Origin of the sequence: Paenibacillus sp. FSL R5-0475 (genome assembly GCF_038004585.1) — a bacterium.
Lineage (GTDB): Bacteria > Bacillota > Bacilli > Paenibacillales > Paenibacillaceae > Paenibacillus_AQ.
The window spans coordinates 4,389,805-4,411,820 of sequence record NZ_JBBORK010000001.1; the positions used below are offsets into that span (position 1 = coordinate 4,389,805).

General features: G+C 43.4%; 26 protein-coding genes and 1 riboswitch. Of the genes, 7 read left to right on the forward strand and 19 right to left on the reverse strand.

Going from position 1 to position 22,016, the window contains the following annotated elements:
- Positions 1-186 precede the first annotated feature (186 nt).
- Positions 187-342 (forward strand): YqzM family protein, encoded by a 156-nt coding sequence (locus MKX41_RS19635; RefSeq protein WP_143759540.1) that lies wholly within the window; start codon positions 187-189, stop codon positions 340-342.
- A 166-nt stretch (positions 343-508) separates the two neighbouring features.
- Here the strand turns inward: MKX41_RS19635 and dnaI are convergent, their stop codons facing one another.
- From dnaI to MKX41_RS19650, 3 genes are all read right to left on the reverse strand, one after another.
- Complete coding sequence (dnaI, locus tag MKX41_RS19640; RefSeq protein WP_042191560.1) at positions 509-1,465, reverse strand: primosomal protein DnaI; 957 nt, start codon at positions 1,463-1,465, stop codon at positions 509-511.
- An 18-nt stretch (positions 1,466-1,483) separates the two neighbouring features.
- The gene (locus MKX41_RS19645; RefSeq protein WP_042191562.1) at positions 1,484-3,022 is read right to left on the reverse strand and encodes a DnaD domain protein; all 1,539 of its coding nucleotides are present in this window, start codon (positions 3,020-3,022) and stop codon (positions 1,484-1,486) included.
- A 292-nt stretch (positions 3,023-3,314) separates the two neighbouring features.
- The gene (locus MKX41_RS19650) at positions 3,315-3,611 is read right to left on the reverse strand and encodes a YuiB family protein (protein ID WP_042130887.1); all 297 of its coding nucleotides are present in this window, start codon (positions 3,609-3,611) and stop codon (positions 3,315-3,317) included.
- 415 nt (positions 3,612-4,026) lie between these two features.
- Between MKX41_RS19650 and hemQ the strand changes: the two genes are divergently transcribed.
- Positions 4,027-4,779 carry a hydrogen peroxide-dependent heme synthase gene (gene hemQ / locus MKX41_RS19655; RefSeq protein ID WP_042191564.1) on the forward strand — a complete coding sequence of 251 codons (753 nt, stop codon included), beginning with the start codon at positions 4,027-4,029 and terminating at the stop codon, positions 4,777-4,779.
- A gap of 59 nt (positions 4,780-4,838) precedes the next feature.
- Here the strand turns inward: hemQ and MKX41_RS19660 are convergent, their stop codons facing one another.
- Entirely contained in the window at positions 4,839-5,117 is a 279-nt protein-coding gene (locus MKX41_RS19660; protein ID WP_042191567.1) for a hypothetical protein, read from the reverse strand.
- Position 5,118: 1 nt separating this feature from the next.
- A complete protein-coding gene (locus MKX41_RS19665) occupies positions 5,119-6,312 on the reverse strand; it encodes an NAD(P)/FAD-dependent oxidoreductase (protein ID WP_042130890.1) in 1,194 nt (397 codons plus the stop codon).
- A 331-nt stretch (positions 6,313-6,643) separates the two neighbouring features.
- Here MKX41_RS19665 and MKX41_RS19670 point away from each other — a divergent pair, with 331 nt between their 5' ends.
- Positions 6,644-7,618 (forward strand): NAD(P)/FAD-dependent oxidoreductase, encoded by a 975-nt coding sequence (locus tag MKX41_RS19670; protein ID WP_094877850.1) that lies wholly within the window; start codon positions 6,644-6,646, stop codon positions 7,616-7,618.
- Between the two features lie 131 nt (positions 7,619-7,749).
- Here the strand turns inward: MKX41_RS19670 and MKX41_RS19675 are convergent, their stop codons facing one another.
- Both MKX41_RS19675 and MKX41_RS19680 read right to left on the reverse strand, forming a co-directional pair.
- Positions 7,750-7,893, reverse strand: a complete 144-nt coding sequence (locus tag MKX41_RS19675; RefSeq protein WP_036685584.1) for a sporulation histidine kinase inhibitor Sda — start codon at positions 7,891-7,893, stop codon at positions 7,750-7,752.
- A gap of 314 nt (positions 7,894-8,207) precedes the next feature.
- Entirely contained in the window at positions 8,208-8,870 is a 663-nt protein-coding gene (locus MKX41_RS19680) for a YheC/YheD family protein (protein WP_340972743.1), read from the reverse strand.
- Positions 8,871-9,200: 330 nt separating this feature from the next.
- Here MKX41_RS19680 and MKX41_RS19685 point away from each other — a divergent pair, with 330 nt between their 5' ends.
- Entirely contained in the window at positions 9,201-9,410 is a 210-nt protein-coding gene (locus MKX41_RS19685) for a hypothetical protein (RefSeq protein ID WP_042191571.1), read from the forward strand.
- Between the two features lie 67 nt (positions 9,411-9,477).
- On the opposite strand, the gene MKX41_RS19690 is transcribed toward MKX41_RS19685, so the two are convergent.
- Complete coding sequence (locus MKX41_RS19690; RefSeq protein ID WP_340972744.1) at positions 9,478-9,930, reverse strand: GNAT family N-acetyltransferase; 453 nt, start codon at positions 9,928-9,930, stop codon at positions 9,478-9,480.
- Between the two features lie 101 nt (positions 9,931-10,031).
- Positions 10,032-10,391 carry a HesB/IscA family protein gene (locus tag MKX41_RS19695; RefSeq protein ID WP_042191575.1) on the reverse strand — a complete coding sequence of 120 codons (360 nt, stop codon included), beginning with the start codon at positions 10,389-10,391 and terminating at the stop codon, positions 10,032-10,034.
- Positions 10,392-10,762: 371 nt separating this feature from the next.
- Between MKX41_RS19695 and mqnE the strand changes: the two genes are divergently transcribed.
- Positions 10,763-11,869, forward strand: a complete 1,107-nt coding sequence (gene mqnE / locus MKX41_RS19700) for an aminofutalosine synthase MqnE (protein ID WP_076285245.1) — start codon at positions 10,763-10,765, stop codon at positions 11,867-11,869.
- 49 nt (positions 11,870-11,918) lie between these two features.
- The gene (locus tag MKX41_RS19705) at positions 11,919-12,980 is read left to right on the forward strand and encodes an NAD(P)/FAD-dependent oxidoreductase (RefSeq protein ID WP_042191580.1); all 1,062 of its coding nucleotides are present in this window, start codon (positions 11,919-11,921) and stop codon (positions 12,978-12,980) included.
- Between the two features lie 68 nt (positions 12,981-13,048).
- On the opposite strand, the gene MKX41_RS19710 is transcribed toward MKX41_RS19705, so the two are convergent.
- Positions 13,049-13,303: a YuzB family protein gene (locus tag MKX41_RS19710; protein ID WP_340972747.1), complete on the reverse strand. Its 255-nt coding sequence runs from the start codon at positions 13,301-13,303 to the stop codon at positions 13,049-13,051.
- Between the two features lie 81 nt (positions 13,304-13,384).
- Between MKX41_RS19710 and MKX41_RS19715 the strand changes: the two genes are divergently transcribed.
- A complete protein-coding gene (locus MKX41_RS19715) occupies positions 13,385-13,633 on the forward strand; it encodes a NifU family protein (RefSeq protein ID WP_042130899.1) in 249 nt (82 codons plus the stop codon).
- A gap of 155 nt (positions 13,634-13,788) precedes the next feature.
- On the opposite strand, the gene MKX41_RS19720 is transcribed toward MKX41_RS19715, so the two are convergent.
- From MKX41_RS19720 to MKX41_RS19760, 9 genes are all read right to left on the reverse strand, one after another.
- The gene (locus MKX41_RS19720) at positions 13,789-14,646 is read right to left on the reverse strand and encodes a MetQ/NlpA family ABC transporter substrate-binding protein (RefSeq protein WP_042191585.1); all 858 of its coding nucleotides are present in this window, start codon (positions 14,644-14,646) and stop codon (positions 13,789-13,791) included.
- Between the two features lie 58 nt (positions 14,647-14,704).
- On the reverse strand, positions 14,705-15,364 hold the full coding sequence (locus MKX41_RS19725; protein ID WP_042191587.1) for a methionine ABC transporter permease: 660 nt from the start codon (positions 15,362-15,364) through the stop codon (positions 14,705-14,707).
- Positions 15,364-16,380, reverse strand: a complete 1,017-nt coding sequence (locus MKX41_RS19730; RefSeq protein WP_339267032.1) for a methionine ABC transporter ATP-binding protein — start codon at positions 16,378-16,380, stop codon at positions 15,364-15,366. Before MKX41_RS19730 ends, MKX41_RS19725 begins: the two co-directional genes overlap by 1 nt.
- A gap of 100 nt (positions 16,381-16,480) precedes the next feature.
- A riboswitch (SAM riboswitch) is annotated at positions 16,481-16,620 on the reverse strand.
- Between the two features lie 100 nt (positions 16,621-16,720).
- A complete protein-coding gene (locus tag MKX41_RS19735) occupies positions 16,721-17,455 on the reverse strand; it encodes a Cthe_2314 family HEPN domain-containing protein (RefSeq protein WP_340972749.1) in 735 nt (244 codons plus the stop codon).
- Positions 17,456-17,564: 109 nt separating this feature from the next.
- A complete protein-coding gene (locus MKX41_RS19740; RefSeq protein WP_042191594.1) occupies positions 17,565-18,542 on the reverse strand; it encodes a COX15/CtaA family protein in 978 nt (325 codons plus the stop codon).
- Positions 18,543-18,631: 89 nt separating this feature from the next.
- Complete coding sequence (locus MKX41_RS19745) at positions 18,632-18,976, reverse strand: thioredoxin family protein (protein ID WP_042194485.1); 345 nt, start codon at positions 18,974-18,976, stop codon at positions 18,632-18,634.
- Between the two features lie 78 nt (positions 18,977-19,054).
- Positions 19,055-20,683 carry a putative polysaccharide biosynthesis protein gene (locus MKX41_RS19750; RefSeq protein WP_340972750.1) on the reverse strand — a complete coding sequence of 543 codons (1,629 nt, stop codon included), beginning with the start codon at positions 20,681-20,683 and terminating at the stop codon, positions 19,055-19,057.
- Positions 20,684-20,710: 27 nt separating this feature from the next.
- Complete coding sequence (locus MKX41_RS19755; protein ID WP_076285251.1) at positions 20,711-21,196, reverse strand: DUF456 domain-containing protein; 486 nt, start codon at positions 21,194-21,196, stop codon at positions 20,711-20,713.
- Between the two features lie 36 nt (positions 21,197-21,232).
- On the reverse strand, positions 21,233-21,988 hold the full coding sequence (locus MKX41_RS19760) for a Cof-type HAD-IIB family hydrolase (RefSeq protein WP_042191600.1): 756 nt from the start codon (positions 21,986-21,988) through the stop codon (positions 21,233-21,235).
- Positions 21,989-22,016: the final 28 nt, after the last annotated feature.

The following is a 22,016-nucleotide window of genomic DNA, read 5'->3' on the forward strand; positions in this document are numbered from 1 at the left end:
ATATATCACATACAATTATATTGCTCTCAAACTAATTTTATTTACGTTACTCTTTTCTTTACAATCTCCCCAGCCTTTCGGTATACTCTAAGAAAGCGCATTAAATGTCAATGACTTATTTCATAATGGTCAACTCAATTTGCATCTTAACAATACAGGCATTGTCCCTGTAAGGAGGCAGAAGCTATGGATGTCAACGCGCAAGCACGGGACCCACGAGAACATATCAACGAAGAACCCCGCAATGATCTAGGCGATTTAATGAATGGATTTTTCGGAATGACTGCATTTATGACCGTTGTCTTTTTCGGCATGGTTATCATTAAGTTCATTTCGGAGTAAGGGAATCATCGCAATATAAACAGAGGCCGTCTCAAAAGTAGTAAATGCTACTTAGGGGGCGGCTTCTTTTTTTGAGAGTAAATAAGAAAAAAACAGAGAGCAACGATCCTCCAATAAAAGGAGAATCGCTGCTCTTTTGAATGTTACGGTTATGAATATTTCGAGTTTATCTAATCGTCCCCCGTTGATTCTCCCCATGCAGTGGAATAACATCCACAAAAGGAGCAATACGATCCATCAAACGTTGACCTTTATAAATCTCCTCGCCATCCTTGCTCGTAAAGCTAAGATGTTTCTCCAAACCATCGAGCGGATAATTTGAGGTATAGAAGGTTGGCTTACGGTTCATCCGATAATTCAGAATCGCACCAAGCACATGATCACGCGCCCATGGATTCAAGTTCTCCGCACCAATATCATCAAAAATAAGTAAATCGCAGTTTTTCAACGTATCTACGGTTTCCTTCATCTTCTGGCCGTCCATCATGATCGACTTCAAATCCTCGATAAAATCTGGCATATATACGATAACTCCAGTATAGCCGGCAACAGCAAGCTCATGAAGCAAGTAACACATCAGAAATGTTTTGCCTGTTCCGAAAGTCCCATGTAGATAAATCCCGCGCGAGGTCAGACCCTCTTCTTTAACGCTCGTGATATAATCAAATATTTTATTAACAGCAGAGACCCGGCGTGGATCCTTGCCCATAATATCTATTTCATCATAACCGCCATTGAGCACACGCTCGTCCACATAAAAGCTACGGATACGTTTGCGGATGCTATCCTGATTATCCTGTGCCACTTTAAGCCGGCATGCCGTCTTGCGCTCATATAAGTCCGCCGAACCATTCACGCTCTCGACCGTAAGTTTGCTAAAGTGACCAGGGAAATCATTCGGACATTTCTCCAGACCCGGACAGTTCGCACAGTGGCGGCTTTCCTCTACATATTGATACAGGCGGCTCATATGAAGCCGCAGTCGCGAATCATCTAACTCAGGATGTTCAGACTGTAATGCCTTCACAAGCGGATGATTGAATAACTCCTGTTCAAGATCGCGTTGACGCTGCCGTAGAGTTGGATTGTTAATCGAACGAAGCACATCGCCCATAGACTCCATAGTTCCACCTCTCTTTCATTACGGCGCTTGGGAAACGCCTTTTTTCTTGTTGGCTTTAATTTCTGCAGCTTTCTTCATCATCGCCGCGAATTCCTCTTCCGATACCGTTCCGGCACTTCCATCGTCCAGCACAATCGGAATTTCCGGTTTAGCGGATCGACCTGTATTTTTAGCATATGAACGTGATCGAGATCCTGCCGCCGTGTTAGTTGTAGCTCCCTTGCCTTTCACTTTGGACTGATCCCTGATATATTTTACAGCCTTTTCGTAGGTGTTCACCTGTTTAACCAGCATATTGGAAGCGATAGCCTCCACAAAATTGCGGTTCATTCGCTGTTCTCCACCTGAGGCTACCATAGTCATTAAGTAATGAATAAGTACATTGATTACTTCACCGCTTAGCTTATAGTTCAAATCTATTTTCTCGAACATATCCATCAAATGACTGGGTACTGCACCTGGGAAAAAAGTTTGAAGCAGCCGCGTATAAGGTTCGTTCCGCAGCATCATATTATATTGGTGGATGTCACATTTGGACAAAAATTGTGGTGGTACTTCTACATAATACTCCATCTCTACAGATTGCTCCGGTGGTGCTATAGAATCATCATTCTCTTCAGAGGCACTGGAACGGATGGAAACAACCTTAGCAGCAGCAACTTCACGCTTTTCTTGTCGTTTCATATCCTGCCTGAAATGCTGGCTCGCTTTATATTGCAGTGCATCCAGAATAACCTCGCCATCCGGTGAGAACACGCCATCTTCATCCAGCAGACGACATAAATCCTGCGGACTGAGTTCGTACTTATGAGCTACATAGTTAATAACACCCATTTGAGTATGGTCAAAACGCAGTTTTTCTACATGAGCCCGGTTCACGGACTCTCTTGGAAAACGCAAAATAATATCACTATATCCAATCGCTTGTTCTCCAGATTCACGCATACCAGGCTGACGCACAGTGGCTACTTCTGCAAGTGCCTGCTCCAGCTCATAATCAATGACATGTGTATTAAGTTGAAAAATATCATAAAAAGGCACGGAGATATTCTCTTTGCCTATGGATCTACGACTCCATTCTTCTGGCTCTCGATTCCAGAATTGTTCCCGTAAGGACAGCACAGCAAATTTGCCGATTTTATCGCGTAACAGCAACGTCAAATGCTGAGTGGCAAAAAAGTCAGCTGGCGATAGCGGCGGCATAAGCTCATATTCATATAAGTAATCATCGGTTTCCGGCACATAGATTCGACAGGTCTGTAGCAGACCTACCGCTTCTAACCGGGAAGCCTGATCTATTAAATATTTGCGGCCTTTCTCATTTGGTTCAACGCCTAGCGTCATAAATAATCTGCGCTGTTGCTCCACTCCAGAATAGCCAATGCTATCTGCCGGTACATGTTCAACCAGCAAGCGATAGAAACTGATTGCAAAAGCTCCTACCATAGGCTGATACACAGAGCTAAGCATACGTCCATCTATAACACTAAGACCAAATTCGCGGGAAACGCAGTACCGATGATGTTCGGTGAAATGATGTAAGTTACTCATGCGCATCTACGGATACCCCCTTGTTTTCACGAATTCATACAGGATTCTATTCTATCATAAAAAACGTCGCCGGAAATGTAAATAAACTACCAATTCCGACTCTTTTCGCTATATAATCAGCTTTTTCATACGATTATCTACCTCTATTAAACAAGAAGAAACGGCTTCACTGTCCTCTGGAAGAGGAAGGTTCCGTTTCTCGCTGAATTTCAAAATTGATTCTTAGCGTAGAACTAAAAGCTTATATGTTCAAAAAAACGACTCTCACATCAGAGCCGCAGGTCTTCCGATTAAATCTTTAAAACATCTTGTAACCGCCAAAGCGCAGTTTTTGAATGGTCCATCCACTCAATATAGCACCTGCAAGACCAGCGACACCAGTTAAGTAATCAACAAAGTGGAAACTGGAGAGATGCTCCCAGAGCGACATCGCGCTTCTATCCCAAATGGAATAGACTACGACGGGTAGAATAATAAGTACGAATAGATAAGCGGGAAACCAGGTTGTCTTCATTAACATGTTAAGAATAAATCCAATACCAAACATCATCACAAAGAATAAAACGGTTAGGATAAACACTGGAATAAACCCCATCTTACCGTCACTACCCCTTTCTATAAAGAAGCGCACATCTTATACGAGCTAGTAGTAAGTTTACTAGAAAAAATGTCACGAAGCAATGAACTTTATTCAAAATTAGGTCTAATACTCTTACATCGGAATGTCATCATTTGCTCTAAGCAACTTGATTGCGATACAATGCATATAGATTAATAAATCATACATAGTCTATGATGCAGGAGCTTCGTAGCTAGTTTTACGCGATGTTATTTCAAGCGGAGCCTATGCTTCGTAAAACTAAGCGTATGCTTCCGATGTTAGTTTTACGCGATGTTATTTCAAGCGGAGCCTATGCTTCGTAAAACAAAGCGTATGCTTCCGATGCAAGTTTTACGCGACGTTATTCAAGCGGAGCCTATGCTTCGTAAAACTTTTAAGGAGTGAGATCATGAACGAAGCCGCTATGACACTGGAAGGCTGGTATGCATTGCATGACTTCCGCTCACTGAACTGGACCGCATGGACGGCAGCAGATGATGAAGAACGTGCCGTTGCTCTGGAAGAATTACATGCTTTTATGCAAGAATGGAGTCCTGTCGAAGAAGCCAAACAAGGCAGCTCCGCGGTATATTCCATCGTTGGCCAGAAGGCCGATTTCGTAATGATGTTCTTGCGCGAAAGCTTGGAAGATTTGAACCAGCTTGAGACGGCCTTTAACAAAATCGCTTTTGCTCAATATACAACTAAAGCCTATTCCTACGTAAGTATTGTTGAATTAAGCAATTACCTTGCGGGGGGCAGCGATGGTAGTGATCCTATGCAGAATCCGCATGTTATCGCACGTCTAAAACCTGTTTTGCCGCAAGCGAAGCATATTTGCTTCTATCCAATGAACAAGAAACGCGAGCTCGCCGATAACTGGTATATGCTCGATATGGATAAACGTCGGGAGCTGATGGCTTCTCACGGATTAATCGGACGTGGTTATGCGGGTAAGGTGAAACAAATTATCACCGGCTCCGTAGGTTTTGATGATTGGGAATGGGGCGTAACCCTGTTCGCTGAAGATCCGCTACAATTCAAGAAGCTGGTTTACGAAATGCGCTTTGACGAAGTCAGTGCTCGCTACGGCGAATTCGGACCTTTCTATGTCGGCAACCTGCTGACTGAGGATTCTTTTGAAGAAATGCTTAAATTGTAATTGTAATAACAAAAAGGGTGAGTCTCCAGATCTTTATGGAGACTCACCCTTTTTAAATGCTATAACGAAGTTCCTGCTTCCTCATCCTCTTCGCTGTCATCTTCATCATCACGCAGACTTTCCAAATATTCAGCCGTAGCCCTGTCACGTGCTCGCCCTTTTTCCTTTAAGCGTTCAATGCCAGGGAGAATGAGCAGATCAATTTCCTTTTGAACAACATACGCTAGATCGTACTGATTCTGATCCTCCAGATAAGATCCAACCTCAATCAGTCCGTTATATCGGTCCAATTCTTCTCGGGTCAGCAATCCACGCACCTGCACGCTGCAGTGACGCATCTTATAAGAATCTTCCTTTTTTCAGAACCAGCGGAATCCCACCGATAATGAACAAATAGCGCATATCCACAACTTTTTTCAATTGAGCTGCAGTCCAGCCCTTGTAAGTTTTGCTGCCAACTACAGCAATCCCTTGACCTTTACCTAGAGAAGCTACTGTTCCTTTATTGCTGAATGCAAATTTCTTGGGTTGTTGATTACGGATCGCAGCCACCAAATTATGTGCACAGCACTCTCCCTGTTGCATAGCAATTTGTGCCGTTGGCGGATAAGGACGCCCTTCTGGGTTAATCATCAAGGAGCCGTCTCCAATAATGAAGATATTGTCTTGGCCTGGTGCACGTAAATATTCATCTACTTTCACACGTCCACGCATAGCTTCAAATCCTGCAGCTTCAATCAGACGGTTTCCTCGAATTCCGCCTGTCCAGACAATTGTAGAAGCCTTAATCTCTTCGCCTGATGCCAGAATTACACCGTTTGGTAGACATTCCTTGATCGCAACGCCCATCTTGAATGTAACACCCTTCTTAGTGAGCAAGTTCATCGCATACTCAACAAGTTCAGGAGCAAATCCAGGCAGAGCTGTTGGAGCAGCTTCTATGTTATATATATTTACCATGCTTGGATCAACGTCAAATTCTTTGCACAACCCAGGGATGCGGTCAGCTAATTCGGCCACAAATTCAATTCCGCTAAAGCCGGCACCACCGACTACGAAATTAATATGCTCCTGAGCATTGTTCTCGTTCTTATATTTGGCAAATTGATACTCAATATGTTCACGAATCAAACGAACGGAGTTGATGCTCCGGATCGTCAGTGCGTATTTATCAAGTCCTGGAATACCGAATGTTTCAGGCTCTCCGCCCAAAGCAATGACGAGATAGTCATACGAAAGAGTACCATCCTCCAAAATAATCTTTTTCTGCTGGGTACGAATTTCCTGAACAGATGACTTAACGAGATCGATCTTGAATTCATCGATTAGTTTAGAAATAGACACCCGAGTGTGTTCAATACTGTCTGTACCCGCGGCAGGCATATGTAGATGGGTAGTAAAATAGTGGTACTCGTGACGGTTTACGAGCGTGACATCCGCTTCATTATAGTTCAAAGCCTTCTGTAAGCGCTGTGCGGTCAAAATACCCCCATAGCCCGCGCCTAAGATTACGATTTTGGGAATACTACTCATGTTCCGGCTCCTTCCAAGAGGTAAATCTGTCTTTGTATTTTTTATTGAAACAATGTACGGTCCTTTTTGTGAATTTATACACTTATATTTAGAAGAAATTCCAATCAAACTTAAAGGATTTCTAAATTGACCATATCCATTGTAAACCTTAGTGTACTATTAATCAAACATTAAAATACTAAAAAACGTCACATTCTTATTGTGTTCTAAAGTCTTTCTTTGCAGGTATGTGTCACAATGTTTATAATAAGAAAGAATACAAGTATGGCAAAATGAATATATCAACTCGGAGGTGTAATATCCCGTGACACAAGAGCAATCCGGCGTTCCTATGAGCGACCTTTTAATCATAGGTGGCGGTCCAGCTGGCATGTTTGCCGCATTTTACGGTGGGATGCGTCAGGCATCAGTAACACTTATTGAAAGTATGCCCCAATTGGGAGGACAACTTGCTGCACTTTATCCTGAAAAATACATTTATGATGTAGCAGGTTTTCCAAAAGTAACTGCACAAGAATTGGTTGACAACCTGACACGGCAAATGGATATGTTCCAATCGAATATCCGGCTGGAGGAGAAAGTAATTTCTGTTCAGAAACGGGACGAACGCCATTTTGTAGTTACAACCGATGTAGCAGAATATCACAGTAAAGCTATTATCATTACAGCTGGGGTAGGCGCCTTTGAACCTCGTCGTTTAGAACTGCCAGACGCAGGACGGTTTGAAAAAGCCAACCTTCATTATTTTGTAAATGATTTAAATGCCTTTAAAGATAAAAAAGTTCTGATTAGCGGTGGTGGAGATTCCGCAGTAGACTGGGCACTAATGCTGGAACCGATCGCGGAGCAAGTAACCCTGATTCACCGCCGGGATAAATTCCGTGCGCATGAGCACAGCGTAGAGAATCTGATGGCTTCCAAAGTTAACGTAATTACACCTACTGAAATTACAGAACTGCATGGTGACGAGTTTATTACTAAGGTTACCTTATCTCATATCAAGACCAAGGAAACACAAGAAATCGAAGTCGACAGTGTAATCGTCAATTTCGGATTTGTTTCCTCTCTGGGACCCATTGCAGAGTGGGGTATCGATATTGAAGGGAACTCCATTGTCGTTGACTCACGTATGGAAACGAGTATTCCGGGAATCTTTGCAGCCGGCGATATCACCACATATCCAGGTAAGCTGAAGCTAATTGCTGTAGGATTCGGCGAAGCCCCAACGGCTGTGAATAATGCAAAAGTCTACATCGATCCGGAAGCCAAGCTTTCACCAGGACACAGTAGTAATATGAAACTCTAATTCAATCTACCACAATAAAAAAGGGTATTCTGACAGGCCTATCAATACTAGCCTATCAGGATACCCTTTTATGTTTGTGACTCGCGGTTTATTTATATGTAGCCAGCTACAAAGGTATACTTTGCGCTCTTTTAATGAAGAACCGCATGAACTGGAGAGTGTAAGTTTCGTTTGCGAATCTCAACGAGTAGAAGAGCGATGAAATCATGCTCTAGCTGCAGTTCTATCGCTCTATGGTAAGAGTCTAGAAGCATCTCATCGGACAATTCAACCATAACGTTCATCTACCTTTCCTGTATTTGGATCTGAATCTATCATATCAAACTATCATTTTTCGAACAAGCGTTCGTGTTATCCACAAGTACATGTGGAAATCCTGTGTATAATATGTGCGTAAGCGTTACAAAGGTGATAACTGCACAGTGGAATATGGGGATAATAGTTATACACAGGACTGAACCACTTGTATACAGCTAAAAATATATTTTTATTGTAAATAAATTACAATATAATTTACCCCAAAAGAACGCAACTAAACGCAATTTTATCTTACTACTCTATTATCGTCAATTCTAAAATTTTTGTTAATTTACTGAGGTCTTGTATTAACCTCCAGAATCCATATTTTACCTGAATAATCCACGGCGTAATCAAAACCCAGTTCGCCTATTCCAGGGAAATGCCGCTCCATCAGTTCGATACATACGAGCGTTAGCCTGCGCATTTCTGATTTCTTCGCTGAGGCTTTAATTCGAGGCAAGGATCTGCGAAGTCCTTCTCGACAAGAAAGCATCGTGCCTCCTTTACATAAATTAGTTACGAACAGGCCAGGCCGGGCCAATCTTCCCACCATAGAGCGAAACTCCCAAACACCGCCATTTCTCACTACTTTGACCCGATAATCAATAGGACGCCCACCAATTCTGGCGAGAGAAATCCCCTGTTGAATCAAATATTTACGTCTAACCTTGACGAAATGAAGCGCTCGTCTCATGGATCTAAAGTCCTTGTAAATTCGAGTTCTGTCCATATAAGTAAATCCATAACCTCGACTATCCCGAAACACTTTAATTACACCGTAGCCTCCACCGCCAACTATTGGTTTAATAACAACATTTCCGTATCTCCGGAGCATGGCTAACAGTGAGTCAGCCGAATACACCCTCGTCATTGGTATATAATGAGAAACCCTCGCGTCACTGAGCAATGCTTCTGTCTTCAACCATTTGCTAGCCAATTGTCTTCCCGACATCGTCCTTTCCCTCCTTTCACATTCCAGCCTACCCTATACATTACTCAGAAAAGGCCCCACCCTCTTGTATGATTGTCCGTGTAGGAGGAAGCTCTTAGCAAAAAGGGCTTAGAGCTTGTATCGACAACATTCTCAACCTCGCAGGTTAGATTGCAGATTTTGTAGAACCTCATTTCTGAACATTCGACATCTAAATCGCAATGGATGAGTTCACTATAACTAGAATAATCTTCAAAATCGTTGTATTATTAATAGCGGTTACATTTTCAATTCCTACTATATAATAATGAATTAGAGGCTCGCTAAAAAACAGCGCGGGGAGGGCTCGGAATGGCTCAGTTTTTCGAGGTATTATATTGGGTGGCCATGCTTGGGATGTCCATCGTATTGGCTGGAACGACTATACTGATCTGCGCTATTGGCTTTAAATTCATTAAAGACAGGCGCAGAGCACTGGGTGCTGGCTGTATTGCCTTTTCCCTTGGAGCCGCAGGGCTCATCGTGTTTATGATTAATTACAAGTTTATTATTCCAGCCTAATTGTACGCAGGAACAAACAAAAGCCCTCTCGAGGAATTCCATCGGAGGGCTTTTGTTTGTATGTCACTCATATATCTAGCGTAAGACGGATCATATCCACTACCTTGATCCCATTTTCAACAATCTCTTCACTATAATGTCTGATAAAAAAATCTCTATCGATTCCGGTAATTCTAAATCCACATTTCTGATAAAGAGCCAGTTGTCCTACACTAGAATTCCCCGTACCCACTTCAATCGTCTTCGCACCAAGTAATGTCGCATTCTGAATCGCATGATAGACCAACTGCTTTCCTATCCCTTTACTTTGCTGATTCTCATCAACGGCTATATTCACTAGCTCCACTGTCTCAGGTCTCGTTTGTAGCAAAACATAGACACCTATAATGCAATTCTCCACTTCAGCTACAAAACATTGCCCTCTTTTTAAATACGCTTCAACAAGACTTAGGGAAGGATCGGCTAATAACAACAAATGTAAGGGTGGTTGTTCTTCTGCGTTTAATTTCCTAATTAGCATGCTTAGAGCTCCTTGTGATGACTTTTGTCATTGAGAATAAAAAAAGCCTCCAAGCCCGTGTTGTAGAACTCAACATGGGGCTTGAAGGCGTAACGTCGCGATTAGCAAGGCTCTTCGTTCGGTTTTCCTGCATCCGTAGCTGTACGGAAGCTTGAGCCACAGCCACAGGTTGCAGTAGCGTTCGGGTTATTAATGGTGAAGCCACCTGTCATGCCGGATTCTTCAAAATCAATTTCGAGACCATCAAGGTAACGAAGATTTTCTTTCTCCACGACAACCTTCATTTCTTGGATGTCCATATATACGTCCTGATCGGTTTCATTATCATCAAAGCCCATAGCGTAAGAGAATCCACTGCAACCGCCGGGCGTTACTCCAATACGGAGGAACATGTTCGGCACTTCTTGTTCAGCAAGCATCGCCTTTAATTGTTCTGCTGCCTTTTCGCTAATATTAATCATGATCATATCCTCCTATAAATTAACTTACTTCAACAGAAAAACTTATGTTTAAGGGACCTTCCGGTCAAAAATTACTTTCTTAAAAATATATACTTAATAAACTCAGTATAACCGACTATTCCATTACCCTCAAGTCACAACTGCCTTATGCCTGACCTGCCGCACCAAAATAAACCATCCATATCCAGCTGTTGATCCCCTTATAAGAGAGGTTTATAATAAGGAAGGCAAACATAAGTAAAAATTCGGAAATTTGTCACGGAGGCTAAACCTCCGGTTTATTTTCATGAATGAACAGCTACCGTCTGGGTAAGTCTGGGAATTATCTGCGGGCAATGGACCCCGTAAAACTTTCAGGAGGAATTTATTATATGTCTACTCTTTTCACCCCCCAAACAGACGCCCGAATGATGAACATTATTGAAAAAGTTCGCGGCGGCGAAAGATTGAATTTAGAAGATGGCGTTTATTTATATCAGAGTAACGACCTACTTACGATTGGCCAATTAGCAAATGAAGTCAATCTTGCAAAGAACAACAACAGGGTATATTTTATCGAAAACATGAGTCTATATTTCACCAATGTTTGCGAATCTCACTGTGCATTCTGCAATTTCCGCAAAGATGATGGAGAAGAGGGTGCTTATACCCTTTCCGGTCAGGAAATGGTGCAATATGTCGAACAGCATATTCATCCAGGTGTGCGCGAATTCCATATCGTAGGCGGTCATAATGACAAGGTTCCTTTCCAGTATTACGTGGATTCTTTAAAAGCCTTGAATGAACGTTTCCCTGAGGTAACCTTAAAAGCATACACTGCAGCCGAAATCGATTTTTTCACCCGAATTAGCGGATTGAGTATTCGTGAGGTACTCGAGCAGCTGCGTGCTGCAGGACTTAAGACACTTACTGGTGGCGGCGCAGAAATATTATCCGATCAATACCGTAAAAAAATGCGTGTAGATAAGGCTAATGTGGAAGAATATCTGGAAGTTCACCGAACAGCACATCAGCTTGGCATGAAGACACATACAACTATGCTTTACGGTTCGATTGAATCTCATGAAGATCGTATCCGGCACATGATGCAGATCCGCGATCTACAGGATGAAACCAATGGCTTTATGGTATTCATTCCATTATCTATGCAGCCTAAGAACAAGAATGCAGGGATTATGCGCCGCAACTCCGCTTATGAGGATCTGAAGACGATTGCGATCAGCAGATTGATGCTGGATAATTTCGATCACATCAAAGCGTACTTTATTAATATCGGTCCTCAGCTTACTCAAGTTGCACTGAACTTCGGTGCTTCTGACGTCCATGGTACTATTCTTAAAGAACGCATTAGCCATGCGGCTGGTGCCTTAACACCTGAAGGCCTCACTCGCGATGAATTGATCTGGTTAGTAAAAGGTGCTGGACGAATTCCAGTAGAACGCGACACGTTCTACAATGCGATAAAGGTATACGAATAAACGACTACCTAGATCCGTTATCCTATATTGGAAAGGAAGTTCGGTCAGCATGAGAACACTACTCGTTCTGGGCGGCGGCTATGGCGGCTTGGCCCTAATTCAAGAATTGCTCAATAATCACCTTCCACAGGATATTGAAATTATCTTAATTGACCGAATGCCTTATCAAGGAATCAAAACGGAATATTATGCGCTTGCCGCAGGTACAGTAACTGACTATCACTTGCGAATCCAGTTTCCGGTTCATCCCCGTCTCACTATCCGTTACGGTGAGGTGAGTTCCATTGATTTGGAGAGTAGAATCGTTACAATGGAGCCTGACGAGACTGTGTCTTATGACATACTTGCCATTGCACTAGGTTGTACCGACAATTACCATAACATCCCTGGAGCTGATCAATATACTTGCAGTATCCAGACCTTTGCAGGAACACGCGAAACTTACCAACGTTTAAACGATGTGAAGCCTTATGGAACAATAAACATTGTAGGCGGAGGACTAAGTGGAGTGGAATTGGCGGCAGAGCTTCGGGAGAGCCGACCAGATCTTAATATTGCTATTCTGGATCGCGGTGAACGTGTCTTATCTGCCTTCCCTGCGAAGCTGTCACAGTACGTGGAGGAATGGTTTCACCACCATCAAGTACAGACACTTGGACGTGTCTCCGTATCCCATGTAGAGAAAGATGCGCTTTTTAACGGTACAGAGGAAATTCTTTCAGATGTTACGGTATGGACCGCGGGGATCCAACCGGTGAAGGTTGTTCAGGAATTAACAGTCCCGAAGGATCGCGGAGGACGAATCATTCTGGATGAATATTATCGTGTACCTGATTATCCAGAAGTGTATGTAATTGGCGACTGTGCCAGCCTGCCATTCGCTCCAAGCGCACAAGCCGCAGGAGCGCAGGGTGAGCAGGTTGCTCAGGTTATTCAAGCCATGTGGCGCGGCGAGACCCCTAAGCTTCATCCTATTCGTCTAAAGGGTACCTTAGGCTCACTAGGCAAGAAAGCTGGATTTGGTCTGATGGGCCAACGCTCCGTCAAAGGACGGGTTCCCCGTATCCTTAAGAGCGGGGTGCTCTGGATGTCAAAACGCACTTTAGGATAAACCTAAGGGCTGCTCTTTTCCGTTATAAATACGAAAAAGAGCAGCCCTTTATTTTCCACAAAAAGCATTTAATCAAGGTCCATATTAAACCAAGCCTCTAGCTCTTTGATTTTAGTATCAATTTTCTCTTCTAGCTCGACAACCGTATCTGCAGCAACGATGTCACCTTCAACCATGGCAAAGGGAGTTAAATAACATTCCCCACAATTGTTCAGGCATCCGTATTCGATCACATCGTAATCTGGATTTTCCTCCAGCTTATGCATTAGCTTGTCTGTTCCGTGACCCATGTTACTGGCACAAAATTCAATAATTGGTCTCATGATGATCTCCCTATTCCGCCTAACCATTTTATTTTTTAACTTTTTGTACTATAATGAACTTATGAAAGGAGTGATTGAGAAATGAGTGAGAATGCACAAAGCACCGAAATGTATGATGAAGTATTGGAAGTGCTGGATAAGCTTCGTCCGTTCCTGCAACGCGATGGCGGCGACGTTGAACTGGTCGATGTAGAAGACGGCATCGTTAAGTTGAAACTTATGGGTGCCTGCGGCAGCTGCCCAAGCTCCACGATCACCTTGAAAGCCGGGATTGAACGCGCCCTTCTTGAAGAAGTAGAAGGCGTACAAGAAGTTATGCAAGTATTCTAATCCCATTCAATATCATTCCCGATCCTCCTCTTCAGGAGATCGGGATTTTCTTATTATAGAGGATTTACACTTCCCCTACAACATACAGCATAAAACCCGCTTGCCGTTAGGCAGCGGGTTTTATGCTGTATTAGAGATTAAGTTAGCTTTCTGTCTTAAAATGCTGGAATGATCGAGCCTTTGTACTGCTCTTCAATAAAAGCTTTAGCTTCTGGAGAATTCAGTGCAGCGGCAAGCTTTTTGATTGCATCAGAATCTTTATTGTCAGGACGAGCTACCAGGATGTTGGCGTAAGGGGAATCCGTACCCTCAATGAACAAAGCATCTTTAGTAGGAACTAGGTTAGCTTCCAAAGCATAGTTAGTGTTAATCAAGGCAAGATCTACTTCATCCAATTGACGACCTAACATTGCTGCATCTAGCTCGATGATTTTAAGGTTTTTCTTATTTTCAGTGATATCTGCTTGGGTAGATGTGATGTTGGTATCATCTTTCAAAGAAATCAGTCCATTTTTGGCAAGCAGGATCAGTGCACGACCACCGTTTGTAGCATCATTCGGGATGGCAACTTTCGCACCATCAGCCAGCTCGTCGATGGATTTGATTTTTTTGGAATAAGCACCAAAAGGTTCAACGTGAACGGCTGTAACAGAAACTAGATCCGAACCGTTCTTTTGATTCTGGTCATCCAGGTAAGGTTGATGTTGGAAGAAGTTAGCATCCAGATTCTTCTCTGAAAGCTGAACGTTTGGTTGAACATAGTCAGTGAATTCTTTGATTTCTAATTTAATTCCTTGCGCTTCAAGCAATGGAGCAATAGCTTTTAGGATCTCAGCGTGTGGAACAGGTGAAGCACCAACCACCAATTTTACAGGTTCTGCAGATGACTCAGTTGCAGCACCATCTTTTGGTGCATTAGTAGCAGCCGAGTTAGAAGCATTATTGTTATTGCCGCAAGCAGCCAGCACCACAACCAGTGTCAGACTAAAAAAAGTAAGTAGTAATTTTTTCATTTTAAATCCCCCTCTTATCCTTGGTATTTGTATGAATAAGGCTATATATGGACGTACCTTATTTCCGTGTGAAATGTCGTACTAGTCGATCACCGGCCATTTGTAGCAGTTGCACCAGTATGACCATTAAGACTACAGAGATAATCATAACTTCCTTCTCATATCGGTAATATCCGTAACGAATCGCTAGATCCCCTAGCCCGCCGCCGCCTACCATCCCGGACATTGCCGTATAGGAGACCAGTGTAACCAGTGTGATCGTAACCCCAGCGAGCAGACCTGGACGAGCCTCTGGCAAAAGAACACGCATAACGATCTGATTCGTGGATGCTCCCATCCCTTGCGCCGCTTCGATTACTCCACGATCCACTTCTCTTAATGCCGTTTCCACCAAGCGAGCAAAGAATGGAGCTGCACCAATCACGAGCGGTGGAATCGTACCAAGTACTCCAATGGAGGTTCCAACGATGGTTTTGCTAAAAGGAATTAAAGCCACCATCAAAATGATAAACGGTACGGAACGCAAGATGTTTACAAAGAATGATAAGACCGAGTAAATTACTCTGATTACTATACTATTCGATCTTCCCCATAAATACAATAGAATTCCGAGTGGTAAACCAAGAATAATTGTGAACAATCCAGAGAATATTAACATTTGCAAGGTAGCAACTGTAGCATCCATCATTTCTTGCCAGTTTAAGTCTGCGAAATTCATTACGAAATCACCTCCACTTCAAGGCCTTGAGCGGTTAGTTCGGCTATCGTCACAGCGATCGCTTCAGCTGGACCTTCGAACCGAACAATCATTTGTCCATAAGGTACGTCTTTTATCGTTGAGATGGTACCATGCAGAATGGCGAAGCTAACACCCGTCTCACGTACTACATTGGAAAGTGCAGAGCCGTAGGTCTTCTCTCCGAAAAAAGTGATTTTGACGGCCTGAGAGTTGTCCCCAGCAGCAGCGTCAAGCGCCGTACGAAGGGGTCCCTCATTCTGTGATTCACTGCGAATGAAATCGCGAGTGACCTCATGCTGTGGCTTCAGGAATACCTCCGTGACTTTACCTTGCTCAACGATACCACCACCATGAATGACCGCAACACGGTCGCAAATGCTCTGAATCACGTGCATTTCGTGAGTGATCAGCACAATAGTCAGATGGAACCGTTTATTAATATCGAGCAATAGCTTAAGAATAGAGTCTGTCGTTTGTGGATCAAGCGCAGAGGTTGCCTCGTCACACAGCAGCACATCAGGGTCGCTGGCAAGTGCCCGAGCGATGCCGACTCGTTGCTTTTGTCCTCCTGATAATTGAGACGGATACTTATCCTGGTGTTCTTCAAGCCCAACTAGAGCAAGCAGTTCTTTCACTTTTGCATCAATATCTGCTCTCGAGGTACCTGTGAGTCGTAGAGGAAAAGCAATATTATCATATACAGTCGCAGAAGATAGCAGATTGAAATGTTGAAAAATCATTCCTATCTTGCGCCGCTGCTCCTGCAGTTGGCCTTGGGTAAGCTTGGTTAGTTCAATGCCATCTACCCATACTTCCCCTTCTGTCGGACGCTCCAACAGATTAATGCAACGGATCAATGTACTTTTCCCCGCTCCAGAATGGCCAATAACTCCGAATATTTCACCTTTTTCGATAGACAAATTCAATCCGGAAAGTGCTGTAGCCGCATGGCTGCCTTTTCCATATACCTTTGTTATTCCTTTTAGATTAATCAACGCTCGTCGCCCCCTTTATAATTCACTTATTCCATACAAAAAAACCTCCGACGATCGATGCAGATCGCAAGAGGCTCTGTGTGTTTATTTAGACAATGCCTTCTCATCTGCCAACGACCACAAACCTTGCGTCATTGTAGGAATTAGCACCATGACATTTGTACATAACGCTAATCGCGCTGTATACAAATCGGTTGCCGGGCTTCATCGGGCCTATCCCTCCGCCACTCTCGATAAGATATAGAGTATGAAATTTTATGTTTGAATTCGTACAGACTTTAATGCAAGCATAAGTATAGTAAGTTTCTTGTTTTTTGTCAAAAGGAAATATCTTGAACGCTTAGGATTGTTCACGCTTTGCCTTGCTTATTTCCTTACGCAGCTGTTCATTGCTGTAGCTGAATGCCGCGATTAATGTTTTACAGTTCATTTCAAGGGACTGCTTTAAATCCTCAAGATGGCTATCTAAATCCTCAAGCTGAATTTTGTCATGCAAGCCTTGATGTCGCTGCCATAAATCATCCTGCATTTCGGAATTCATATAATGAATTTCAGCATTTCTGCGCTTGCGTAGATTCTCCAGTGGATCACGATAAGAGTTCTTGATCTGTTCCAGTTGATCTGCTAGCGCAGGATGTACATTCAATAACTGAAGTTGACGCAGTACTGTAAAATAAGAAAAGTGCGTTTTTAATTTGGAGGTTTTGAGGTCATAAAAATGATTCAGTACCGTTCCAAGCTTATCCAGAAGAGAGAACACACGAATAAATCCATCTTTATAAAAATAAACATACCGCGCATAATCGCCTTGTTCCACTGGTGACATATCGTCCATATAACCAGCGATTACCGATTTCCGGTAAAAAGCAGCTGCGAACCAGCTTTGCTCCAATTCATCCAATGAGGAGATCAGTCCACGTGTCCAAATCTCCAGCTTGCGGTATTCATGGTCATTATCCTCATGAGCGTTCATTTCCTTGCGCAGTAAGGCTGCAAATGTGGCCATGTTCTCCATCGCGTCAGCCAATACACCGCTGTTCTTTCGAGGCGGCTCTCCAAGTATAACCCGCAGCATATCCCAGTCCTCCTAAAGTTTTGTCCAGCACCACGATATACCGATTTCCACTTTATTATTCCGCAGGTAAAGCGACTCTATCCACGGTGGGAACTTTCTACCAAGGGTGTTACAACGGTGTCATTGGATTCGTCGGATTTTTTTCAACAACGACATTTCTCGCGCGATTCAGCTGCCATACTCTTACACTCATATAACATAAGACACCAAACAAACTAGCGATCAACAAAATATGAGCCAAAGCAGCAAATATGTACAATCTTTCATTATCTAGTGTGTAAACAACAGCAGCTCCACTAAATACCTGCATCAAGCACAGCAGAACAGCCGCTACGCCAAGAGCTCTTAGCTCTGGATAATCCTTATGTTTCCAAAAAGCTAAATGTCCAAGCACCGCAGTAAGAATGAATAAGATCAAAGCCGCAATCCGGTGCGTAAAAACAATACCTACTCCCCCGGAAAGCTCGGGAACCCATTCACCGTTACAGAGCGGCCAGCCAGAACATCCACCGCGCGAATCCGTATGACTAACAAAGGCTCCAATATAAACAACAACATAGGAATAAAAGGCCGTAAAGCAGGTTAAATTGCGGAAAGCCTTACTGACGGGTTGCTTCTGAAGCTCCATCTTAGGATCATACTCACCTGCTTCATGTCGCCTTTTAGTTCCTAGAGCCAGCATTAGAGAACTTGAAAAAGCGATCAAAGAAAAGCCCATATGTAGTGCCATTACAGCAGCAGATTGGGATTTAATCACTGCAAGCGCTCCCATACCACCTTGAACAATTACAAACAGCAACGTCATGAATGCATATACTAACAAGTCCCGCCGATTTCGAGCATAACGCCAAAAGGCAATCATCGAGGCAAGTGACAATAACCCTGCCAATCCGCTAAACAAGCGATGGGTGTATTCAATCATCGAACCTACAGTATAGGCCGGAATCAATTTCCCATGACAGAGCGGCCATTCATTTCCACATTCCAATCCCGATCCAGTCTTCGTTACAACCGCTCCCCCTAGTACAGCGAGGAACATGATAAGGCAAGTAAGATAACTAAGCCATTTCAACTGATTTGTCGACAAAAATATCACCCGCAGTTTTTAGTAATGAAGAAGCATCTTAAAAAACCACCGCTTTTGCTCGAACAGGCGAAAGCGGTGGTTTTCCGGAATTACTGTTGAAGGCTTTGATGCACTTGAACCGCTTTATCCAGGAAATTCTCAATTTCCTCGCGGGATTTACGTAATTTATTAACGAATCTAACCAATTCACGTCCATCGGAATACGCGACAAAGCTTGGAATACCCATAATATTTTGTTCCTGACTAACGTCACCCACAGCATCAACGTCAACCTCAACCAGCGTTAGACGATCTGCATAGGCTTGCTCTACCTCAGGAATAAAAGGATCGATAAATTTACAATCCGAGCACCAGTCCGCCTTGAAGATGGCTACAGTTAATCGAGGAGATTGAATGGCTACCTGAAATTCAGCAGGAGAACTAATTTTGTCCATAGCTTGTTCAGTCCTTTCTTCCATATCTGTCAAATTTCTATTCTTTAAGTGAAGCAAAATGTCATGCAGAAGTCAAACTTATTCTCTCATACGAACACGCGCAGGCTGCAATTTCATCAGCGGATGGAGCAATTTTTGCAATGCACGCGGATAACTGGAGATTTCCTGTTTAGTAAGCACACCCAGTACAATTAGCATGACCAGATAAATAACAACAACTGCGGCCCCTACAACAAGACAAGTGATCAGAAATGCCAGACGTGCAGGCATTAGATCTGTTAACAGAATTCCAGCTTGGTTAAGTCCAAAACCAATACCACCGGACACCAGAACCGCAATTGCGAAGCCGCCCCACCGTTTACCCATAATTTCGAAAGGTACAATGGATTTCAGCATCCGTAAGTTAAGAATAGTAATAACTACGAAACAAAGTGCTGTTGCGCCGATAATCCCGTAGATCCCAAATATCTTACTTAGTAAGAAGCTTGCGACTAATTTAACAATAATACCCACTAGGACATAATACATTGAAATGCGTGATTTGCCCATACCGAGCAAGATGGAGTTCGTTGTCATCATGGTGATCTGAAAGATCGTTCCAATCGTAAGCATCGCCACAATTCCGCTTCCGTCCAAGCTGCTGAACAATAACCCGTTTACAGAATAGGCTGCTGCCACAAGTGCCAACACAATTGGCATCCCTGTTAGGATAGAAATCCGCAAAGCAAGTGTAATTTGCTTCTTCAAGTGTCCCTCATCACGACGGGCATAGGCAGCTGAAATGATCGGAATCAGCGAGGTACCTAGCGCAATGGCTAGTACCGGCGGAATTCCGGCCACACTTTGAGCACGCGTGGTTAGTATACCCAAAGCTGCTGTTGCACTCTCTCTACCCATCTGATCAATAAGCAGTGGAACAGCCAAAGAAGTATCAATCACATTCACTACGGGAATCGTAAGTGAAGAGAGCACGATCGGAATTGATAGTGTGAAAATATCTTTGTAAATTCCCCAAATCGGCAATTTTTGAGTGGTATTGTAATTTAATCCTTGCTGTTTATCCTCTCGGCGCAGCTTGATTGCAAAATAAATCATGACACCAAATGCTGCAATACTACCAATTACGCTACCGAAGGATGCTCCCGCAGCTATAGTTGTATTGTTATACCCCTGCTGTAATAAAATATAAGCTAGTAAAATAGCGACTAGTACGCGAGCGAACTGCTCTACAATCTGTGAAATACCACCAGCCATCATGTTGTTGCGCCCTTGAAAATATCCACGCATCATGGCAATTGCCGGAAAAAGTAAAAGCGCAGGTGCAATAGCCCTAACTGCCATCGCTGATTCAGGTACATCAGCAATATGTGTCGCATAGAACGGAGCGCCTAGGTACAGCAAGGCCGTCATGATTACCCCTGCTGCTACTGAAAATAGCAATGCTGCATGATACACTTGTCTCGCCTCTTCAGGACGATTCAGAGCGTACCGCTCGGAGACCATTTTACTGAGCGTACTTGGAATACCTGCTGTAGCCACGGTGAGCAGCATTAAATAGATATTGTTCGATACCCCAAATGATGCTCTCCCCACATCATCAAAAATATGATCCAGCGGCACCCGCTGAACAAGCCCGAGTACCCTTGCCACCAAAGCTGCAGCAGCAAGGATAAGCGTGCCTTTTACGAAAGACTCTTTCTTGGACAAACCATTTCCCCTTCTTCACTGTTAAAATTAAAACCGGACGACCCATATAAAAAAGAGGACGACCATAATAATTTGTAGCACAATTTTGACAACAGTACTACTAAACAACCCAAGTATTGATCCTACACTTACTTTGGCAGCTTTAGCTGGTGAAGAACCTACGATCAATTCTCCTATAAAGGCACCCAGAAACGGACCAATAATAAGTCCAAAGGCTGGGATTACAAAAGGACCAATGATTAGCCCAATTGTACTCCCGATAATCGATGAACGTGAGCCGCCAAATTTCTTAACGCCCCACGCCCCTACAACGTAATCAGCAATAAATAAAACTACAACGATCAGCGTTTGAATGATCCAGAACCAGACACCAAAAGGCTCGAAAGAAAAGAACCAGCCATATACGAAAAAGGCAAGATAAATCGCAAGCGCACCCGGCAGTATAGGGTACACAGCCCCCGCTAGCCCTACGGCAAATAAAGCAATAATAAGAATCCAACCCAGGATCGTCAACACTTAACCTCCTAATAGCAAATATGCTCTATGGATTCACTTCGCAATAGCTTCATTAAAAATATATTTTTGAATGACTTCTGCAATTCCATCATTATTATTAGAAGCTACCACAACGTCAGCCTCTTCTTTAACCGTCTCCTGAGCGTTGCCCATGGCAACCCCAAGCCCTGACTGCTGAATCGCTGCAAGGTCATTGAGGCTGTCACCAACCGCTATAACTTGGGACATGTCTAGTCCTAGCAGCTTACAGACTTCCATGATTCCGGCTGCTTTATTCACTCCTAGAGGGTTAATCTCCAGGTTATGTGGAGAGGAGTTCGTAATCTCCAATCCACCCATATCTTGAAGACGAAGCAGCAGCTTATGACGAAGCTCATCATCTTCGGTGTGATAACCGAATTTAAGCCATTCTCTGCCCGTTACATCCCCATCCCAGTTATCCTGTTTGTGGACTTTTTCCGTAGAATAGGCCCAGAACCAGATGTCATCTTCTTTAGCAAGTTCATACATTTGCTGTACCAGCATAGGGTCCATCAATGATCGCCGATAAATTTCATGTGGAGCTCGCCATACCTCACTACCGTTCACAGTAATCATAGGTGTTTCTAGTCCAAGCTGCTCAGCATATGGAAATGCACTTGTAAAAGCCCGGCCTGTCGACAGGCAGACATGAACGCCTGCGTCGACCGCCTTTTGAAGCCATTTCACTGTTGTAGGTGTAATAATCTGTTCATCATTCAGTAGGGTTCCATCCATATCCAAAGCAAGCAGGCGGTATTTGGCAGTCATTGCCACCCCTCCATTCTTTTATGCTCTC

What these genes read in the sequence shown, in the direction of transcription:
- MKX41_RS19710 (WP_340972747.1), bottom strand. Translation starts at nt 13,303, where the DNA reads ATGAGACCAATTATTGAATTTTGTGCCAGTAACATGGGTCACGGAACA.
- hemQ (WP_042191564.1), top strand. Translation starts at nt 4,027, where the DNA reads ATGAACGAAGCCGCTATGACACTGGAAGGCTGGTATGCATTGCATGAC.
- MKX41_RS19760 (WP_042191600.1), bottom strand. Translation starts at nt 21,988, where the DNA reads ATGACTGCCAAATACCGCCTGCTTGCTTTGGATATGGATGGAACCCTA.
- MKX41_RS19685 (WP_042191571.1), top strand. Translation starts at nt 9,201, where the DNA reads ATGGCTCAGTTTTTCGAGGTATTATATTGGGTGGCCATGCTTGGGATG.
- MKX41_RS19705 (WP_042191580.1), top strand. Translation starts at nt 11,919, where the DNA reads ATGAGAACACTACTCGTTCTGGGCGGCGGCTATGGCGGCTTGGCCCTA.
- MKX41_RS19735 (WP_340972749.1), bottom strand. Translation starts at nt 17,455, where the DNA reads ATGCTGCGGGTTATACTTGGAGAGCCGCCTCGAAAGAACAGCGGTGTA.
- MKX41_RS19635 (WP_143759540.1), top strand. Translation starts at nt 187, where the DNA reads ATGGATGTCAACGCGCAAGCACGGGACCCACGAGAACATATCAACGAA.
- MKX41_RS19670 (WP_094877850.1), top strand. Translation starts at nt 6,644, where the DNA reads ATGAGCGACCTTTTAATCATAGGTGGCGGTCCAGCTGGCATGTTTGCC.
- dnaI (WP_042191560.1), bottom strand. Translation starts at nt 1,465, where the DNA reads ATGGAGTCTATGGGCGATGTGCTTCGTTCGATTAACAATCCAACTCTA.
- MKX41_RS19720 (WP_042191585.1), bottom strand. Translation starts at nt 14,646, where the DNA reads ATGAAAAAATTACTACTTACTTTTTTTAGTCTGACACTGGTTGTGGTG.
- mqnE (WP_076285245.1), top strand. Translation starts at nt 10,763, where the DNA reads ATGTCTACTCTTTTCACCCCCCAAACAGACGCCCGAATGATGAACATT.
- MKX41_RS19675 (WP_036685584.1), bottom strand. Translation starts at nt 7,893, where the DNA reads ATGGTTGAATTGTCCGATGAGATGCTTCTAGACTCTTACCATAGAGCG.
- MKX41_RS19680 (WP_340972743.1), bottom strand. Translation starts at nt 8,870, where the DNA reads ATGTCGGGAAGACAATTGGCTAGCAAATGGTTGAAGACAGAAGCATTG.
- MKX41_RS19665 (WP_042130890.1), bottom strand. Translation starts at nt 6,312, where the DNA reads ATGAGTAGTATTCCCAAAATCGTAATCTTAGGCGCGGGCTATGGGGGT.
- MKX41_RS19725 (WP_042191587.1), bottom strand. Translation starts at nt 15,364, where the DNA reads ATGAATTTCGCAGACTTAAACTGGCAAGAAATGATGGATGCTACAGTT.
- MKX41_RS19695 (WP_042191575.1), bottom strand. Translation starts at nt 10,391, where the DNA reads ATGATTAATATTAGCGAAAAGGCAGCAGAACAATTAAAGGCGATGCTT.
- MKX41_RS19660 (WP_042191567.1), bottom strand. Translation starts at nt 5,117, where the DNA reads ATGCGTCACTGCAGCGTGCAGGTGCGTGGATTGCTGACCCGAGAAGAA.
- MKX41_RS19745 (WP_042194485.1), bottom strand. Translation starts at nt 18,976, where the DNA reads ATGGACAAAATTAGTTCTCCTGCTGAATTTCAGGTAGCCATTCAATCT.
- MKX41_RS19645 (WP_042191562.1), bottom strand. Translation starts at nt 3,022, where the DNA reads ATGCGCATGAGTAACTTACATCATTTCACCGAACATCATCGGTACTGC.
- MKX41_RS19650 (WP_042130887.1), bottom strand. Translation starts at nt 3,611, where the DNA reads ATGGGGTTTATTCCAGTGTTTATCCTAACCGTTTTATTCTTTGTGATG.
- MKX41_RS19715 (WP_042130899.1), top strand. Translation starts at nt 13,385, where the DNA reads ATGAGTGAGAATGCACAAAGCACCGAAATGTATGATGAAGTATTGGAA.
- MKX41_RS19690 (WP_340972744.1), bottom strand. Translation starts at nt 9,930, where the DNA reads ATGCTAATTAGGAAATTAAACGCAGAAGAACAACCACCCTTACATTTG.